Origin of the sequence: Bradyrhizobium sp. Ai1a-2 (assembly GCF_000426245.1) — a bacterium.
Classification (GTDB): domain Bacteria; phylum Pseudomonadota; class Alphaproteobacteria; order Rhizobiales; family Xanthobacteraceae; genus Bradyrhizobium.
The window spans coordinates 1-17,671 of the sequence record NZ_AUEZ01000016.1 but is presented as its reverse complement, the minus strand read 5'-3'; the positions used below and the strand labels follow the sequence as shown (position 1 = coordinate 17,671).

Annotated in this window: 18 protein-coding genes and 1 pseudogene; 12 read left to right on the top strand and 7 right to left on the bottom strand. The window is 62.9% G+C overall.

Annotated elements, in window-relative coordinates; genetic code table 11:
• Positions 1 to 21: 21 nt before the first annotated feature.
• Complete coding sequence (locus K288_RS0113330) at positions 22 to 654, top strand: LysE family translocator (protein WP_027580003.1); 633 nt, start codon at positions 22 to 24, stop codon at positions 652 to 654.
• Between the two features lie 115 nt (positions 655 to 769).
• Here the strand turns inward: K288_RS0113330 and K288_RS0113325 are convergent, their stop codons facing one another.
• The gene (locus K288_RS0113325) at positions 770 to 1,396 is read right to left on the bottom strand and encodes a glutathione S-transferase family protein (RefSeq protein WP_027580002.1); all 627 of its coding nucleotides are present in this window, start codon (positions 1,394 to 1,396) and stop codon (positions 770 to 772) included.
• A 190-nt stretch (positions 1,397 to 1,586) separates the two neighbouring features.
• Here K288_RS0113325 and pyrE point away from each other — a divergent pair, with 190 nt between their 5' ends.
• Both pyrE and K288_RS0113315 read left to right on the top strand, forming a co-directional pair.
• Positions 1,587 to 2,150, top strand: a complete 564-nt coding sequence (pyrE, locus tag K288_RS0113320; RefSeq protein ID WP_027580001.1) for an orotate phosphoribosyltransferase — start codon at positions 1,587 to 1,589, stop codon at positions 2,148 to 2,150.
• Between the two features lie 291 nt (positions 2,151 to 2,441).
• Positions 2,442 to 3,218 (top strand): DUF2865 domain-containing protein, encoded by a 777-nt coding sequence (locus K288_RS0113315; RefSeq protein WP_027580000.1) that lies wholly within the window; start codon positions 2,442 to 2,444, stop codon positions 3,216 to 3,218.
• 22 nt (positions 3,219 to 3,240) lie between these two features.
• Here the strand turns inward: K288_RS0113315 and K288_RS0113310 are convergent, their stop codons facing one another.
• Positions 3,241 to 3,672, bottom strand: coding sequence for a hypothetical protein (locus K288_RS0113310; protein ID WP_027579999.1), 432 nt, complete (start codon positions 3,670 to 3,672; stop codon positions 3,241 to 3,243).
• A 149-nt stretch (positions 3,673 to 3,821) separates the two neighbouring features.
• On the opposite strand from K288_RS0113310, the gene K288_RS0113305 reads away from it, so the two are divergent.
• Positions 3,822 to 4,001: an RNA polymerase sigma factor region1.1 domain-containing protein gene (locus tag K288_RS0113305; RefSeq protein WP_027579998.1), complete on the top strand. Its 180-nt coding sequence runs from the start codon at positions 3,822 to 3,824 to the stop codon at positions 3,999 to 4,001.
• An 84-nt stretch (positions 4,002 to 4,085) separates the two neighbouring features.
• Here K288_RS0113305 and K288_RS0113300 read toward each other — a convergent pair whose 3' ends face one another.
• Both K288_RS0113300 and K288_RS0113295 read right to left on the bottom strand, forming a co-directional pair.
• A complete protein-coding gene (locus tag K288_RS0113300; RefSeq protein WP_027579997.1) occupies positions 4,086 to 4,457 on the bottom strand; it encodes a hypothetical protein in 372 nt (123 codons plus the stop codon).
• 16 nt (positions 4,458 to 4,473) lie between these two features.
• Entirely contained in the window at positions 4,474 to 4,704 is a 231-nt protein-coding gene (locus K288_RS0113295; protein WP_027579996.1) for a hypothetical protein, read from the bottom strand.
• A gap of 269 nt (positions 4,705 to 4,973) precedes the next feature.
• On the opposite strand from K288_RS0113295, the gene K288_RS0113290 reads away from it, so the two are divergent.
• The 3 genes from K288_RS0113290 (at position 4,974) to rocF (ending at position 9,487) form a co-directional block, all read left to right on the top strand.
• Entirely contained in the window at positions 4,974 to 7,532 is a 2,559-nt protein-coding gene (locus tag K288_RS0113290; protein ID WP_201449679.1) for a glycogen/starch/alpha-glucan phosphorylase, read from the top strand.
• A gap of 107 nt (positions 7,533 to 7,639) precedes the next feature.
• Entirely contained in the window at positions 7,640 to 8,455 is an 816-nt protein-coding gene (locus K288_RS0113285) for a thioesterase family protein (RefSeq protein WP_027579994.1), read from the top strand.
• A gap of 63 nt (positions 8,456 to 8,518) precedes the next feature.
• Positions 8,519 to 9,487 (top strand): arginase, encoded by a 969-nt coding sequence (gene rocF, locus K288_RS0113280; RefSeq protein WP_027579993.1) that lies wholly within the window; start codon positions 8,519 to 8,521, stop codon positions 9,485 to 9,487.
• Here the strand turns inward: rocF and K288_RS0113275 are convergent.
• The 3 genes and pseudogenes from K288_RS0113275 to K288_RS0113265 all read right to left on the bottom strand — a co-directional run bounded on the left by K288_RS0113275 (position 9,484) and on the right by K288_RS0113265 (position 12,946).
• Positions 9,484 to 9,849 (bottom strand): hypothetical protein, encoded by a 366-nt coding sequence (locus K288_RS0113275; protein ID WP_027579992.1) that lies wholly within the window; start codon positions 9,847 to 9,849, stop codon positions 9,484 to 9,486. The two genes, rocF and K288_RS0113275, sit on opposite strands and share 4 nt — an antisense overlap.
• Before the next feature lie 163 nt (positions 9,850 to 10,012).
• Positions 10,013 to 11,566 (bottom strand): annotated as a pseudogene (locus K288_RS0113270) (phosphoenolpyruvate carboxykinase); the annotation flags it as partial.
• 645 nt (positions 11,567 to 12,211) lie between these two features.
• Positions 12,212 to 12,946, bottom strand: a complete 735-nt coding sequence (locus K288_RS0113265) for a DUF2470 domain-containing protein (RefSeq protein WP_027579990.1) — start codon at positions 12,944 to 12,946, stop codon at positions 12,212 to 12,214.
• Positions 12,947 to 13,175: 229 nt separating this feature from the next.
• Between K288_RS0113265 and K288_RS0113260 the strand changes: the two genes are divergently transcribed.
• The 5 genes from K288_RS0113260 (at position 13,176) to K288_RS0113240 (ending at position 17,174) form a co-directional block, all read left to right on the top strand.
• Entirely contained in the window at positions 13,176 to 13,877 is a 702-nt protein-coding gene (locus tag K288_RS0113260; RefSeq protein WP_027579989.1) for a response regulator transcription factor, read from the top strand.
• A 114-nt stretch (positions 13,878 to 13,991) separates the two neighbouring features.
• The gene (locus K288_RS0113255) at positions 13,992 to 15,797 is read left to right on the top strand and encodes a sensor histidine kinase (protein WP_027579988.1); all 1,806 of its coding nucleotides are present in this window, start codon (positions 13,992 to 13,994) and stop codon (positions 15,795 to 15,797) included.
• The gene (locus K288_RS45435; protein WP_051334521.1) at positions 15,794 to 16,285 is read left to right on the top strand and encodes an HPr kinase/phosphatase C-terminal domain-containing protein; all 492 of its coding nucleotides are present in this window, start codon (positions 15,794 to 15,796) and stop codon (positions 16,283 to 16,285) included. Before K288_RS0113255 ends, K288_RS45435 begins: the two co-directional genes overlap by 4 nt.
• 164 nt (positions 16,286 to 16,449) lie before the next feature.
• Entirely contained in the window at positions 16,450 to 16,851 is a 402-nt protein-coding gene (locus tag K288_RS0113245) for a PTS sugar transporter subunit IIA (protein ID WP_027579987.1), read from the top strand.
• On the top strand, positions 16,848 to 17,174 hold the full coding sequence (locus tag K288_RS0113240; RefSeq protein WP_027579986.1) for an HPr family phosphocarrier protein: 327 nt from the start codon (positions 16,848 to 16,850) through the stop codon (positions 17,172 to 17,174). Before K288_RS0113245 ends, K288_RS0113240 begins: the two co-directional genes overlap by 4 nt.
• The last annotated feature ends 497 nt before the right edge of the window (positions 17,175 to 17,671 follow it).

The window sequence follows — 17,671 nt, the reverse complement described above, 5'->3', positions numbered from 1 at the left end:
GCATCTTCCCGCGAGTTCCTGATGCCCCACACATCCGCCCTGCTCGGTTTTGCTCTGCTCTCGTTCGGAATGGTGCTGACGCCCGGGCCGAACATGATCTACCTGATCTCGCGCTCGATCACGCAGGGACCGGCGGCGGGAATCGTGTCGCTCGGCGGGGTGGCGCTCGGCTTCGTGTTCTACATGCTATCAGCGGCGTTCGGCATCACCGCGCTGTTGTTCGCGATCCCCTATGCCTATGATGCGCTGCGCTTTGCCGGCGCAGCCTATCTGTTGTGGCTGGCGTGGCAGGCGCTGAAGCCCGGCGGGCGTTCGCCGTTCCAGGTGAAGAAGCTGCAGGTCGACAGCCCCCGCAAACTGTTCGTGATGGGATTTGTCACCAACCTGCTGAACCCGAAGATTGCGATGCTCTATCTGGCGCTACTGCCGCAGTTCATCGATCCCACGGGCAGCGTGCTGACGCAGTCGCTCGCGCTCGGCGCGATCCAGATCGCGATCAGCGTCAGCGTCAACGCGATGATCGCGCTCGCCGCCGGTTCGATCGCGCTGTTCCTCGGCACACGGCCGGCCTGGCTGCTGCTGCAGCGCTGGCTGATGGGCACCGTGCTGGCGGGACTTGCGATGAAGATGGCGTTCGAGGCGAGGAGAGCGTGAGCCTGTCATGCCCCGCGAAGGCGGGGCATCCAGTATTCGGCGGCCTCTCCGCTCGAGCACAAACGTCTCTGGAATACTGGATCATCCGCCTTCGCGGATGATGACCGAAACCCGTTCAATCCAGCTTCGCTTCCATGCCGCGTTTCACGCCCGGACGGGCCATCAGCTTATTGTACCAGCGCTCGACATTGGGGAAATCGCCGAGACTGACCTTGTGCCGCGGATGGCGCCAGGCCCAGCCGAGAATGGCGAAATCGGCAACCGACAGATCGCCTGCGACGAATTCGCGGCCTTCGAGCCGGCGATTCAGCACGCCATAGAGGCGGAGCGTCTCGGTCGTGAAGCGCTTCAGGCCGTAGGCGCGGTCATGCTCGTTTTCGAGCGCGATGAAATGGTGCACCTGACCCGGCATCGGCCCGAAGCCGCCCATCTGCCACATCAGCCATTCGTAGACCGGGATGCGCTCGATCAGGGGCTGGGGCAGGAACTTTCCGGTCTTCTCGCCGAGGTAGAGCAGGATCGCGCCCGATTCGAACACGCTGACCCGCTTACCGCCGGGGCCGTCCGGGTCGACGATTGCGGGAATCTTGTTGTTTGGGCTGATCTCGAGGAAGCCGGGCGCCATCTGTTCGCCCTTGGTGATGTTCACCGGGATCACCTTGTAGGACAGCCCCATCTCCTCCAGCGCGACCGAGATTTTGCGGCCGTTCGGCGTGTTCCACGTGTGCAGCTCGATGGTCATTTTCGCTTCCCCCACAGATGTTTGAGGCTTCCCTAGCGCGGAATCGGACGCCGTTACAACCGGCCTTTCCGGATACGGCTCTGCGCTACCTGCGACCGCGGGCGCTGTTGACGGAGTAATCTCGGCGCTGGAATCTCGGCATGACCGCCGATAGATTGCGCGCCACCGCAAAACGACCCGGAAAGCCGCCTTGTCCAAATCAGCCTCCCGCGCCCGCCTCGCCGAGATCATCCGCAAACGCTCCTTCGGGCGCGGCGAGATCACGCTGGCCTCGGGCCGCAAGAGCGATTTCTATTTCAACCTCAAGCCGACGATGCTGGATCCCGAGGGCGCGACCCTGCTCGCCGAGCTCACTTATGAGGCGCTGAAGGACGACAATCTCGATTTCGTCGGCGGCCTCGAGATGGGCGCCGTGCCGCTCGCGGGCGCAATCGCGCAGCTCTCCTGGATCAAGGGCCATCCGATCGCCGCGTTCTTCGTGCGCAAGAAACCGAAGGAGCATGGCGCGAAGCTTGCGGTGGAGGGACTTGCCAGGGGCGAGACGCTGCAGGGCAAGCGCATCGTGATCGTCGAGGACGTCACCACCACCGGCGGCTCGGCGATGAAGGCGGTGGAAGCCGTGCGCGAGGCCGGCGGCGAGATCGCATTGGTCTTCACCATGATCGACCGCGAGGAAGGCGCAACGGAAGCATTCGCGGATGCCGGCCTGCCGTTCCGCTCGCTGTACAAAGCGGGCGAGTTCCTGAAGAGCTAAAGCCTGATCCGGAAAAGTGGGAACCGGTTTTCCCTCACGACAAATGCGAAGCGATTGCGCGGAAATCACACTCAAACAAAGAGATGAGATCATGATCCGTCTTATCGGAACATGATCGAGTGTTGCCGCATCGATACACCGCACCAAATTGCGTTCATCTCCATAGTTCTTCCGCAATCAACTGCTCGTTTACCATCCGACACTAGGGTGAATCGCGCGGAGACGACGTCTCGGCACTGTTGGCTCTGTCGGGTGGAGTTGGCGTTGCGTAGAGGGTTTGCTGATCGGCGCGTGCGGCGCCATCTGACGCTAGTTGCCGCCACCCTTGTGGGCGCGGTGACGCTCGCGCCAGCGCAAGTCTCGGCGGAAAACCTGCTCGATTTCCTCTTTGGCGGCTTGCAGAGGCAGCAGGCCCATCAGGGCCAGTCGCAACCCGGTGTGTTCGATCCGTTCGGCCTCAACCAGCAGCAGCCGCAGCAAGCCGCACCGGCGGCCCGCGTTGCCGGTTCCGGACCTGCGTTTTGTGTCAGGAGCTGCGACGGCAAATATTTCCCGCTGACCTTGCGCGGCAGCGCGACGCCGGTTCAGCTCTGCCAGGCGTTCTGTCCGGCGACCGCGACCAAGGTTTTCTACGGCGGCAGCATCGACTACGCGACCTCGTCGACTGGCGAACGCTATGCCGACAGCGAGAACGCCTTCGCCTACCGCAAGTCGCTGCGCGCGGACTGCACCTGCAACGGCCGCGATCCCGCGGGCCTCGCACCTGTCGACCTCTCGCTCGACAGCTCGCTTCGCGCCGGCGACGTGGTCGCCACTACCGATGGCTTGGTTGCCTATACCGGCGTCCGGGTCGGCAACAACCAGAGCGCCGACTTCACGCCCGTCGCCTCCTATCCCGGTCTCACCGCCGAGCTCCGCGCCCGTTTAGGCGAGATGAAGGTCGCGCCGGCCGCGTCCGAAACGGTCGGCGAGGCGCCGCAGCCCGACACCAGCCGTGATCCCGCACCGCCGGTTACCGTCGTGCCGAAATCGGCCGCGCCGAAAGCGAAGCGGGCAGAGGTCAATTAGTTCACGGTCATTGCGGCGAGCTTCACCGCCCGACGATTACCCCGATCACATTCGGCGCGGCGAGATATTTCTCCTCGATCGCCGCCCGCGCCGCGGCACGGTTTTCCGGTGTCAGCAGCCCGCGCTTTTCGGCGAGGATCATCCAGCAATAGCCCCACCAGTCCATCAGCATGCCCTGGTCGTCGACGAGGTCATAGCCCTGCTCGGCGGCAAAGATGCGCGCATGCGCTTCATCGAGCGAATCGAGCCAGGCGTGGTCCGCGACCGAGAACAGGTCGTCGCTGATGTCATCGATGGTGTAGCCCCAGATCGACATGCAGACCGCGTTGAACTCGCGGTCGATCTGGTCGTCATCGACCCATTGGCGGCGGGACGCCTGATGCAGGCGCGACAGCGAGCGCGCAAAGTCGGCGATGCGGGTGAGCGCGAACTGATCGAAGGCAATGGTGGACATGTAGTCCTCGCGGGAACGGACAGACCATAGATGTTGTGTCGGCGATGCCGCCGAATCAGAATGATATCAAATACTTGCTAAAATGTTCTTAATTTGTTCTTGCGAAGCTTTACCTCTGGGGTAGAGGCCAACGACAGGAGCATCCGACAATGGAACGGCAGGAGATGATCCGCAGAGTCATCGAGCTTGCGCGCTCCACTGGCTCCATCACCTTCGATCAACTCGACGACTTTTTATCGTCATTTGCGGTCGAGCCGGAAGACATCGAAGCGCTGTTCGTCGCTTTGCGCGACGAAGGAATAAAACTCGTCGAGGACGATCCGTCGTAGCCCGGGTGGAGCGCAGCGTAACCCGGGAACTCCGGACCGCAGTGCCAACCCCGGGTTGCGCTGCGCTCCACCCGGGCTACGCGATCAGAACGGTGGCTGCAGGCTGATTTGACCGCTGGCAAAACGCTCTACGAGATTTCGGCAACAAGGTTCTCCGAACTCCTGTGCCCAAGCCTCGCACCGATCAATTTCCGGCTGCATTTGCGCAAGCGCAGCCGCCTGCCATAAGGGCCTTGTCTGATCGGATGGCAATGCGTCTGTCTCGGAAACGATACCCACGAAAGGCACGAGATCGGGATCCCATTCCCCGATCTTGGCCGCCCACATCGAGGCGTGAATTCTCCGCGCCCCTTCGATGTAAGAAACACTGCCTGCGAGCATGCCTTGCGCAGCTTGGAAAATCGCGCGGCGCGCTGCGATAGTCTCAGATTCGTTCCTATTCATGGCTTCGGGCATTCGCGGAGTGTTTGCCTCACATCGCCGAGAGCATCTTGTCGCCGCAATAGTTCGCATAAAACTTCCCGCCGCATTGCCGCTTGATGGCGGCGCAGCGGGCCACAGGAGTTGCGTTTTGTGGCATGCTGAAGCCACAGGCGAGGCCGTCGGCATTGCGTCCGGTTTTGCCGGCGGCGAAAGCGGCGCTGGTGACGGTGATGCAGACGATGAACAGCACGGCGGCTGCGATTTCGATCAGCAGTCTCATGGTGTCCCTCTCGATGATGGTGATTGTGCCGCCTAAAATGTAACCATACCACCGAAGCGCCTGGCCTCGATGTGACAAAATCGGCCCGGTCCTTGCATAAAATCATACCAGCGCGGTGCACAACAAGCGGCTGGGCGGTTCCGATTGAAGTGCAAGGCGCGTATCATTTGTTGTCCAGGCATGGTCCGGAAAAGTGGAAACCGGTTTTCCGAAAAGATCATGCTCAAACAAGGAGATTAGATCATGATCCGATTCCGTTTAATCGGATCATGATCGAGTCCCCCAAGTTCAGGATTGCCGCGTTGCAAGAACAGTCTTTCTCAGGGAGCTATCCAGCGCTCAATCAGCCGATCGATGAATTGGCGCTGGCCGAGATCAAGGGCGCGATCCTTGCCAAGCTGAGGCTGGAGATCGGCAAGGACGCCAGCATGGCGACCAAGCGCGATTGGTACAAGGCGGCGGCGCTCGTGCTGCGCGACCGCATCACCCATCGCTGGCTCACGGCGGAAAAGGAAAGCTACGACGCCGGCGCCAAGCGGGTCTATTACCTATCGCTGGAATTCCTGATCGGCCGCCTGTTCACCGATGCGCTCAACAATATGGGCCTGCTGCAGGTGTTCGAGGGAGCGCTCGGCGATCTCGGCGTCGGGCTCGACGAACTGCGCAAATGCGAGCCCGACGCAGCGCTCGGCAATGGCGGCCTTGGGCGACTCGCCGCCTGCTTCATGGAGAGCATGGCGACGCTTGCGATCCCGGCCATCGGCTACGGCATCCGTTATGATTTCGGACTGTTCCGCCAGATCATCAATCACGGCTGGCAGCAGGAATATCCGGACGAGTGGCTCGGCTTCGGCAACCCCTGGGAATTCCAACGGCCGGAAGTCGTCTACAACATCCATTTCGGCGGCACCGTCGAGCATACCGACGACCGTGGCCGCGACATCGCGGTCTGGCACCCCGCGGAAACCGTGGAAGCGATGGCCTACGATACGCCGATCGTCGGCTGGCGCGGCCAGCGCGTCAACGCCCTCCGCCTGTGGTCGGCGCGCGCGTCCGACCCGCTGAAGCTCGACGTGTTCAACACCGGCGATTATGTCTCGGCCAATGCGGAGCAGGCGCGCGCCGAAGCGATCTGCAAATTCCTTTATCCGAACGACGAAAGCGCCGCGGGGCGCGAACTGCGCCTGCGCCAGGAATATTTCTTCGTCTCGGCCTCGCTGCAGGACCTGGTGAAGCGACACCTTTCGGCCGACGGCCAGCTCCGCAGCCTTGCGATGAAAGCAGCCGTGCAGCTCAACGACACCCATCCGAGTCTGGCCGTCACCGAGCTGATGCGGATCCTGGTCGATCTGCACAATTTCCGCTGGGACGAGGCGTGGAAGATCACGGTCGCGACGCTGTCCTATACCAACCACACGCTGCTGCCGGAGGCGCTCGAGACCTGGCCGGTCGAACTGTTCGAGCGGCTATTGCCGCGGCATCTCGAGATCATCTACCGCATCAATGTGCAGCACCTTGCGCTCGCCGAAGAGCGCTGCCCGGGCGATATCGAATTCCGCGCCTCGGTGTCGCTGATCGACGAGAAGTCCGGCCGCCGTGTGCGGATGGGGCAGCTTGCTTTCGTCGGCTCGCACCGCATCAACGGCGTCTCGGCGATGCATTCCGACCTGATGAAGGAGACGGTGTTCCACGATCTCCACCATCTCTATCCCACGCGCATCACCAACAAGACCAACGGCATCACCTTCCGCCGCTGGCTGATGCTGGCCAATCCGAGATTGACGGGCCTTCTCCGCGACGTCTGCGGCGAGGCCGTGCTCGACGATTTCTCACTGTTCGAGCGGCTCGAGTCCCATGCCAGCGACAACGCGTTCCAGCAGCAATTCCGCGACGTCAAGCGCCACAACAAATTGGTGCTGGCGCGGCTGATCGCCGAGCGCAACCACATCAAGGTCGACCCGTCGGCGCTATTCGATGTGCAGATCAAGCGCATCCATGAATACAAGCGGCAGCTCCTGAACATCCTGGAAGCGGTCGCGCTGTACCAGGCGATGAGGGATGAGCCGCAGCGCGACTGGGTGCCGCGCGTAAAAATCTTCGCCGGCAAGGCGGCGGCAAGCTACCGCTACGCCAAGCTGATCATCAAGCTGATCAACGACGTCGCCGAAGTCGTCAACAACGATCCCGCAATCAATGGCCGGCTGAAGATCGCCTTCCTCGCCGACTACAATGTCAGCCTGGCCGAGGTGATCATCCCGGCCGCCGACCTGTCCGAGCAGATCTCGACCGCCGGCATGGAAGCCTCCGGCACCGGCAACATGAAGCTTGCGCTCAACGGCGCGCTAACCATCGGCACGCTTGACGGCGCCAATATCGAGATCCGCGAGCATGTCGGCGCCGAGAACATCGCGATCTTCGGCCTGGAAGCCGGCGACGTCATGGTTCGCCGCAAGCAAGGGCTCGATGCCAGCGACCTGATCGGCCGCTCGCCGCGGCTGTCGCGCGCGATCACCGCGATCGAGAGCGGCGCGTTCTCGCCCGGCGATCCCGCCCGTTTCGCCTCGATCGGCCACGCGCTGCGCTATCTCGACCACTACATGGTCAGCGCCGACTTCGATTCCTATTACGACGCCCAACGCAGCATCGACGCGCGCTGGCAGGTGGCGCCGGCATGGACCCGGGCCTCGATCCTCAACGTGGCGCGGATGCCGTGGTTCTCCTCGGATCGCACCATCCGCGAATACGCCGAGGACATCTGGAACGTGCCGGTACGACCGCCGACGCCGCGTGCCTTCAAGGGGCAGGCGCAGTGGGGAGCCAAGCGCTAATCCCACGCGGCGGAAATCGATTACTTCCGACGTCATTGAATTCTGTCGAGTAGTCGCGATACTGCGGCTGTCGCGCACGGTCGTTGCGCGCGCAACCGAGGGATCGCATGCTCACCAGGACCCCGCATCTGTTCGACGACGCAACCACCGTCACTGCCGGCGACAGCCGCTGGCAGGGGAAGACCAGCGACGACTACTGGGCGTTTGTCGGCCCGTTCGGCGGAGCCACCGCTGCGACCATCCTGCGGGCGCTGATCGATCATCCGCAACGCGCCGGCGATCCGCTCGCGCTTAGCGTGAATTATTGCGCGCCGGTCGCGCAAGGCGCCTTCGACCTCGATGTCCGCCTGGTGAAGGCCAATCGTTCGAGCCAGCACTGGTCCGTGGAGATGACCCAGGGCGGCGGCGAGGTCGCGACGCTCGCGACCGCCGTGTTCGCCGAGCGCCGCCCCTCCTGGTCACACCAGCAGGCGAAGTTTCCGGACGCAACGCCATTCGAACAAACCCTGCCCTATCCCAAGACTGCAGCTTCCTGGGTCAAGCAATATGACTTCCGCTTCGTCGAGGGCGAGCCGAAATTCGGCACGCCATCGAGCGCGGCGCCCGAGACCTATTCCAAGCTCTGGATCGGCGACCGCACGCCGCGCAAGATCGATGCGCTGTCGCTGATCGCGATGTCGGACGCCTTCTTCGGCCGCGTCTTCCACGCCAAGCGCGAAATGGTGCCGTTCGGTACGGTGTCGCTGACGACCTATTTCCACGTCGACGCCGCCGACCTCGCCGCCGAGAACATCACCCGCGTGCTGGCGGCTGCCGATGCCAAGATCTTCCACAAGAGTTATGGCGACCAGAACGGCGAGTTGTGGTCACCCTCCGGCCGCCTGCTCGCCACCACGACGCAGATCGCCTATTTCAAGGCGTAACCAGGAAGGCGTAGGGTGGGCACGCTACGCTTTGCCTACCCTACGAATTGAGAGCAGCGGCACATGTCCGAAGCTGAGCACCAAAAGCCGTCGCGGATCGCGCTCCTCGGAGTTCCGATCGAGATCGGCGCCGCGCAGGCCGGTACGCTGATGGGACCGGCGGCGCTGCGCACCGCCGGGATCGCGCGCGTGCTGGAGCAATTGGAGCTTGGTGTTGACGACCACGGCGATCTTTCCATCCCCGCGGTGGTTTCGGACGGGCCGGTGCCTGCGAATACGAAGTTCTATGATGAAGTGAAGACCTGGATCCGCCTGCTCTCCGAGCGTGCCTATTGGCTGGCGCAATCAGGCGCGGTGCCGATCTTCATGGGCGGCGATCATTCGCTCTCGATGGGATCGATCAATGGCGTTGCGCGCTTCTGGCAGGAGAAGGGCCGGCCGCTGTTCGCACTATGGGTTGACGCGCATGCCGACTACAACACGCCCGACACGACGATCACCGGCAACATGCACGGCATGTCCGCCGCCTTCCTCTGCGGCGAGCCCGGGCTCGAAAAACTGCTCGGCGGCCTGCCGCGCGCCTCGATTTCACCTGACCGGCTCGACCTGATCGGAACCCGTTCGATCGACCCGCTGGAGCGCAAGCTGTTGCGCGAACGCAGTGTTGCCATCGCCGACATGCGCGCCATCGACGAGTTCGGCGTCGCCGTGCTGATCCGCCGCGTGATCGATCGCGTCAAGGCCAGCAACGGCGTGCTGCACGTCTCGTTCGACGTCGACTTCCTCGATCCTTCGGTCGCGCCCGGTGTCGGCACCACGGTGCCGGGCGGCGCGACCTACCGCGAGGCGCACCTGATCATGGAGCTCTTGCACGATTCAGGACTGGTGCGCTCGGTCGACATCGTCGAGCTCAATCCGTTCCTCGACGAGCGCGGTCGTACCGCGCGTGTTGTCGTGGAGTTGATCGGCAGCCTGTTCGGACTGCAGATCACCGACCGCCCAACACCGACCAATGCGGTGCTGCCGGATTAGGTATCCTGCGTCGCGTTGCCGGTGATGAGCGATGTGTTGCCCGAAACGGGATCGGTGATGACGTTCTTCACCTGCGCATTGCCTTGCGAGGCGAGTGTGAACTTGGTGTCGCCGATCCGGAACGAATTGTCCTTGATCAGCACCTGCTGATACTGGACGGTCGCGCCGCTCTGGTATTTCACCTGCGCGCGGAATCCGTTCACCTGCGAAATGCTGAACTGGAATTTCTGACCGTTCGAGTAAGCGCCGTCCCAGGTGCCCTGATAGCTCGCCGGATCGACATTGACGTAGGGCGTGCTCGAGGGCGTCGAGAGCGATGCGGACGCGTAGGTGCTCTGAAGAATGCTCATGATGTCGCCCATCGCGCGCTCCGGTCGAAGAATAGGGGTGCGCGAGTTACGGGCGGGCTCGGTTAACAGGCTGTTGCGAAGTGTTTCCGGATATTGCTGTCTGCGCCGCAGACATGTTGCGGAATAAAAAAGGGCGACCCGAGGGTCGCCCTTTCATTCGCAAAAATTTGCGGAGCTATTCAGCCGCGAGCTTCACGTCCGGCGCTGCGGCGCGAACATCGGCGTCGACCTTGCTCTCGAACTTGGCGAAGTTCTTCTGGAACATGCCGACCAATGCGCGGGCGGTCTTGTCGAACTCGACCTTGTCCTTCCAGGTGTTTACCGGATTGAGGATCTCGCTCGGCACACCCGGCAGCGCGGTCGGCACCGCGAAGCCGAAATATTCGTCGGTGCGGAATTCGACATTGCGTAAGCTGCCATCGAGTGCCGCGGTGAGCAGCGCGCGCGTGACCTTGATCGGCATGCGCGAGCCAACGCCATACTTGCCGCCGGTCCAGCCGGTGTTGACCAGCCAGCAATCGACATTGTGCTGGGCGATGAGGTCGCGCAGCATGTTGCCATAGACGGAAGGATCGAGCGGCAGGAACGGCGAGCCGAAGCAGGTGGAGAATTCCGGCTGCGGCTCGGAGCCGAGGCCGCGCTCGGTGCCGGCGACCTTCGCGGTGTAGCCGGACAGGAAGTGATACATCGCCTGCGCCGGCGAAAGCTTCGCGATCGGCGGCAGCACGCCGAAGGCATCAGCCGCCAGCATCACGACATTCTTCGGATGCGGCGCGCGGCCGGTGCGCGAGGCGTTGGGAATGAAGTCGAGCGGATAGGCGGAACGGGTATTCTCGGTCTTCGAGCCGTCGTCGAAGTCCACCTCGCGGGTATCCTCGTCGAGCACGCAGTTCTCGAGCACCGCGCCGAAGCGCTTGCTCGCGGCGAAGATCTGAGGCTCGGCTTCCTTCGACAGCTTGATGCACTTGGCGTAGCAGCCGCCTTCGAAGTTGAAGACGCCGTCCGGACCCCAGCCATGCTCGTCGTCGCCGATCAACGTGCGGTTGGGATCGGCCGATAGCGTCGTCTTGCCGGTGCCGGAGAGGCCGAAGAAAATCGCGGTGTCGCCGTTTGAGCCGACATTGGCCGAGCAGTGCATCGGCATCACGTCGCGCGCGGGCAGGTAATAGTTGAGCGTGGTGAAGACCGACTTCTTCATCTCGCCGGCATAATAAGACCCGCCGATCAGGACGATCTTGCGGGCGAAATCGATCGCGACAACATTCTCCGAGCGCACGCCGTGACGTTTGGGATCGGCGCGGAAGCTCGGCATGTCGATGATCGTGAGCTCGGGCACGAAGCTCGAAAGCTCGATCGCCTCAGGGCGGATCAGGAGCGTGCGAATGAACAGCGAATGCCAGGCGAGCTCGGTGAACACGCGTGTCTTGATCCGATAGGTCGGATCGGCGCCACCATAGAGATCCTGCGCGAACAGCGTCTTGCCTTCGGCGTGCTTGAGGAAATCCTGATAGAGCGCTTCGAACTGCTCGGAGGTGATCGACTGGTTGCCAGCCCACCACATGCTCTTGTCCGTGGTCGCGTCGCGAACGGTGAACTTGTCCTTCGGGCTGCGGCCGGTGAATTCACCGGTGTCCGCACAGAGCGCGCCATCGGCCGAGAGCACGGCTTCGCCTGCCGCAAGCGAATATTGATAGAGCTGCGGCGCGCGAAGATTCCAATGCACGCGCTTAAAGGCACCGTTGTACACACCCGTGTTTTGCACGAAGAACCTCCTCGAACCCGCGTTTCCCATCGCGCGAATGTCGCTAACGCGCGTCAGTCGCGGTGACCTTTTCCAACAACAAATATAGCCCGAAGGCCCCGGTCCAGCGACCTCATAATGGGGCAATCAGAGCTTGCCAAGCTAGTCCCCGAATTTTGGTTTATTCCAAGGCATCCGCTCCCATGTGGTTCAAGCACTTGCTGCAGCGCAAGGCTGCTTTTCTGTCCATGGATCGCGCGACGATCCGCCGCGATGAACGCCAGGGACGACATCTTTGCGATGCACAATTAATGCCATCGGACGCACGGCGTGGTTGTCCATCAGCGCTCAGAATACCCGATATGCGGTTGGGGTAATGAGGCATCGTCCTTGTCGCTGGCAATGCCGTTGCAGTTGGATTGCACGATCCAATCGACAATGAGAATTGATTGCACAACCGTACTCGACGCCAACAAGCCATCATCGAATTCGAATCGAATTTGGACAACCTCTAAGAATGCTCACCGCGCGCGAACGTTCCGCGCGGTTACGCATAAGAAGCATGATGCAAACTGCGTTGACGGCCACACTCTCCCCATTTGGCTACGATACGGGACATCGCGCCGCTCGCGCCTATCCTTTTGCGCCCGCCTCGCCGGCGAGCCTGATCAGCATCTTGCGCAGCTCCTCAGCGTTCCTCACGCGCTCTGGAAATTCGAGCCGCAGTGTCTGCTTGCCTGCCTGCATGTCCATGCCCTCGGGATCACAGCCGATGCAGCGCCAATCGGCGCTTTCGGTGCCCAGCAGCCGGGTCGCATAAAGGTCGATGGCGTCGCGGTGAGCCTCGTTCATATGCTCGACGGCCTCAGCTTCAGCCTCCGGCCACCCCTCGGTCCCAGCCAGATCGGTCAGGAACTGTTCCGGCCTGAGATCGACGATCCGGCCGAAACCGGCGACCAGATGGGTGGCGGCGGGAATGATCCGGAAGAAGGAGAAATCTTTAAATTCTACAAAGGCTTCCGCGGATGGATGGGCAGCGAGGTAGCGGCGGCGCAGGAGGGCTGCGACATCGCCTGCCGCCTCTTCCGCCCGGCCGGCCAGCATGATCCGGGACCCCTCCAAAGGGTCGCCTTCGGCCCGTTCATCCAGCATCAGCGACACCCGGGGGTCGGCGAGCAGGTTCCTGGTATGGACCGCCAGGCGGGAAAGCAGCAGGATCGGGGAGCCGTCGGGGTGGCTGGCAACGTTGACCAGGGAACAATAGGGATCGCCGGTTCCCGGCATCAGCGTCGCCAAAGCCCCTTGCCGGCTCCTCCGGAGCAGGGAACGGGCCAGCATGGCGGGGTCGAAATCAGCGGTCGGTTGCATCGAAATTACCTAGCATTTGTCTGGCCATGTGGTTGCACTGCGGGGCTTTTCTCGGGTAAACGGGCTCTAGACGGGTCGGACGCGTTCGCGGGGGGCGAGGCGTTTGGCGGAACTCGGTCACACTTCAGCCTACCTTGCATTGCTCGCTGACCGAGTCCGAAGCCCAATTATGCGGCGCATCACCGGAATGCTCGCCGTTTCAGCCAACTGGAAAACTGAAAGCAGGCTCATGCCCACAATCGCCCTGGTCGACGACGACCGCAACATTCTCACCTCTGTCTCGATCGCGTTGGAAGCCGAAGGCTACCGCATCATGACATACACGGATGGTGCGTCGGCACTCGACGGCTTCCGCACCTCGCCACCCGATCTGGCGATCCTCGATATCAAGATGCCGCGCATGGACGGCATGGAAACGCTGCGGCGGCTCCGACAAAAATCCGATCTGCCCGTGATCTTCCTGACCTCCAAGGATGAAGAGATCGACGAATTGTTCGGCCTCAAAATGGGTGCCGACGATTTCATCCGCAAACCATTTTCGCAGCGCCTGCTGGTCGAGCGCGTGAAGGCCGTGCTCCGCCGCGGCCAGCCAAAAGATCCGACCGCCGCTCCGAAGGAGCCGGATACGCGCGCGCTCGATCGCGGCCTGCTCCGGATGGACCCGGAGCGCCACACCTGCACCTGGAAGAACGAGCCGGTGACGCTGACGGTCACCGAATTCTTGATCCTGCAGGCACTGGCGACACGGCCCGGCGTGGTGAAGAGCCGCAACGCGCTGATGGACGCCGCCTATGACGACCAGGTCTATGTCGACGATCGCACCATCGACAGCCACATCAAGCGGCTGCGCAAGAAGTTCAAGGTGGTCGACGAGGATTTCGAAATGATCGAAACCTTGTATGGCGTGGGGTATCGCTTCAAGGAAGCCTGATCCGCGGCGAAAGCTCCGCTTTGTTAACTGACACGGTCCGCACCTATGGGGTAGGGTGCGGGCCCAATAGCGTGCATGGTAACACCCCTCGTCAACGAACCGGCAGTTCTGCCAGTGCTTGATCGAACGCAGCCCGACCCGGCCCAAACCGTCGAGGACGCCCAGGCGCTCCTCGAGCAGGAGCAGTTTGCCGACAAGGCGACGGCAAGGCGCTGGCGGCCGCTGGACTGGCTGAGCCGCGCCGGGCAGTTCTTCTTCGCGCTGTCCTTCTCGAGCCTGACCCGCCGCATCGTCTCGCTGAATCTCGCGGGCCTGGTCGCGCTCGTCGCCAGCATCCTCTACCTCTCGCAATTCCGCGCCGGCCTGATCGATGCGCGCGCCCAAAGCCTTCTGGTGCAGGCCGAGATCATCGCCGGCGCCATCGCGGCCTCCGCGACCGTCGAGACCAACACCATCACCATCGATCCGGAGCGGCTGCTCGACCTCAAGCCGGGCGAGAGCTACGGCGTGCCGGACGAATATTCCGACTTCCCGATCAATCCCGAACGTGTCGCGCCGGTGCTGCGGCGATTGATCTCGCCGACCAAGACGCGCGCCCGCATCTTCGACCGCGAGGGCGGATTGATCCTCGACAGCCGCAGCCTCTACGGCAAGGGCGACGTGTTCAGGATCGAGCTGCCGCCGCCGAACGCCGAGAAGCCGGGATTCGCCGAGCGAACCACGATCGCGATCCGCACCTGGCTGAACCGCGGCGACCTCCCGCTCTACCGCGAGCTCGGCCCGGAGAACGGCACCGGCTACCAGGAGGTCGCGCAGTCCCTGAACGGCCAGAAGAGCAGCATGGTGCGCGTCAACGATCGCGGCGAGGTGATCGTCTCGGTGGCCGTCCCTGTGCAGCGCTTCCGCGCCGTGCATGGCGCGTTGATGCTCTCCACCCAGGGCGACGACATCGACCAGATGGTGACCGCCGAGCGGCTCGCGATCCTCAAGGTCGGCGGTGTCGCCGCCGCCGTGATGATCGTGCTGTCGCTCTTGCTTGCGAGCACCATCGCCGGCCCCGTGCGCCGGCTTGCCGACGGCGCCGAGCGGGTCCGCCGTCGCATCCAGACCCGCGTCGAGATTCCCGACTTCAGCCGCCGCCGCGACGAGATCGGCCATCTCTCCGGCGCGCTGCGCGACATGACCAACGCGCTCTACAGCCGGATCGAGGCGATCGAGATGTTCGCCGCCGACGTCGCTCATGAGCTGAAGAACCCGCTGACGTCGCTGCGCTCGGCGGTGGAGACGCTGCCCCTGGCGCGCACCGAAAGCAGCCGCTCCCGCCTGCTCGCCGTGATCGAGCACGACGTCAGGCGGCTCGACCGGCTGATCTCCGACATCTCCGATGCGAGCCGGCTCGATGCAGAGCTGCAGCGCCAGGACATGGCGCCGGTCGATCTGCGCCGGCTGCTGACGACGCTGACCACGGTCGCCAACGAGACCAAGCTCGGCCACGACGTCGCGGTCGAAGCCCGCTTCGAGGGCCGCGGTCCGACCGACACCTTCGCGGCGCCCGGCCACGACTCGCGGCTGGGACAGGTGATCTCCAACCTGCTCTCCAACGCGCAATCGTTCTCGCAGCGGGGCGACAAGGTACGCATCGTCTGCCGCCGCGTACGCTCGGAGATCGAGATCGTGGTCGACGACGACGGCCCCGGCATCGGCGAGGACGCACTCGAGCGCATCTTCGAGCGTTTCTACACCGACCGGCCGCACCAGGGCTTCGGCCAGAATTCCGGACTGGGACTGTCGATCTCCAAGCAGATCATCGAAGCGCACAGCGGACGCATCTGGGCCGAGAACCGGTCCGGTCCCGCCGATGTCGACGGCAAGCCGACGGTATCTGGCGCGCGCTTCGTGGTCAGGCTGCCGGAGCTATGAACCACACCGCCAGCGTGCATGCATCCGCAGTGCTGGTGGGAGAACGCGCGGTGCTGATCCGCGGCCCGTCCGGTTCCGGCAAGTCGCGTCTTGCCTTCGATCTGATCCTCGCCGGCCGCTCGGGACAGCTTCCGCCGGCCGTCCTGGTCGGCGATGACCGTGTCTATCTCGACACAGCCGGCAAAGAATTGCGGGTGCGGCCGGTCGCGGAACTGGCCGGCCTGATCGAGATTCGCGGACTCGGTATCCGCCGCGTTGAGTCCACACATGAGGCAATCGTGGGGCTGGTGGTCGATCTCGCCGCCGAAGATGCCGAGCGCGTGCCGCCGCCGGAAGCGCTACAAACCGAGATAAACGGTGTTTTGTTACCGCGAATCCCCGTCGGAACGGGCTTCTCACCCCTGCTACTGGTTGTCGCAGCGTTGACGACAACTGAAAGTTCATGTTCCCGTAATCTGGCGAACGATTGCTTGGGGCGAATCGGGTAACCATATCAGCCGCAATATGGCCACTGAATAGACCGGTGCAGACCCGTATTTCTCCGCCCCCAAATTCCGGGAGATAGCCAAGATGCCCTCTTGCGCGGGGCCTCTGGATGGTCAAAGTGGCGCGTTCGTGCGGTGCACCAAGAAGCACCCGCGAGGAGTTTCCGATGATTGGTCTAGTGCTTGTGACCCACGGGCGCCTTGCCGACGAGTTCAAGGCAGCGCTCGAACACGTGATGGGCCCACAGAAACAAATTGAAGCAATTACGATCGGAGCCGAAGACGACGCCGATCTATGTCGCAGCGACATCATCGAGGCGGTCAACCGCGTCGATAGTGGCGACGGCGTTGCGATCCTGACCGACATGTTCGGCGGCACGCCGTCGAACCTCGCGATCTCGTGTATGAGCAGGCCGAAGGTCGAGGTGCTCGCGGGCATCAATCTTCCGATGCTGGTGAAGCTCGCGAAGGTTCGCGAAGAGCGGTCGCTGCCGGACGCGATCGCGATGGCCCAGGAAGCGGGCCGCAAATACGTCACCATCGCCAGTCGCGTCCTTGCCGGCAAATGAGCGCCGAGGGCTCGGGCGAAAACGAAGTCGGCCCGACCGTCCCTGCGGGTGCGACCTCCCGTGAACTCCAGATCGTCAACAAGCGCGGCCTCCACGCCCGCGCTTCCGCCAAATTCGTGCAGATGGTCGAGCGCTTCGAGGCCGAGGTCTGGGTGACGCGCGGCAGCGAGACCGTCGGCGGCACCTCGATCATGGGCCTGATGATGCTCGCCGCCGGCCCCGGCACCTCCGTCATCGTCTCCGCCACCGGCCCCGAAGCCGAAGCCGCGCTCGATGCCATCGCCGAACTCGTCGCCAGCAAATTCAACGAAGAAGGCACGTAGGCGCGGTCCCCATGCCTGCTCCGCAGGATGGGTAGAGCGAAACGAAACCCATCGCGATTGAGCAAGCTGCGCGATGATGGGTTTCGCTGCGCTCTACCCATCCTACGATTCTGCTAGAGCGCGATGACTTTTCTTCGAATCGTCATCCCGCTCTAGCTCTTTGTTTGAGCATGATCTTTTTCGGAAAACCGGTTTCCACTTTTCCGGATCATGCTCTAGTCCCTCATCCTGCGCGGAACAAGCGCGCGGCTCTATCCACGTCATTGCGAGCGGAGCGCAGCAATCCATGCCTCCACACGCGGCACGCTGGATTGCTTCGCTCCGCTCGCAATGACGTGGTGAGGTCTGATTCAAATGTCAAACAACGGTCCGTAGGATGGGTAGAGCGAAGCGAAACCCATCGCGATGGAGCAAGCGGGTCGAATGATGGGTTTCGCTTCGCTCTACCCATCCTACGTCTGAGTCAAACAGCGGATGTGAGTTCGCGTTCTCGCGGC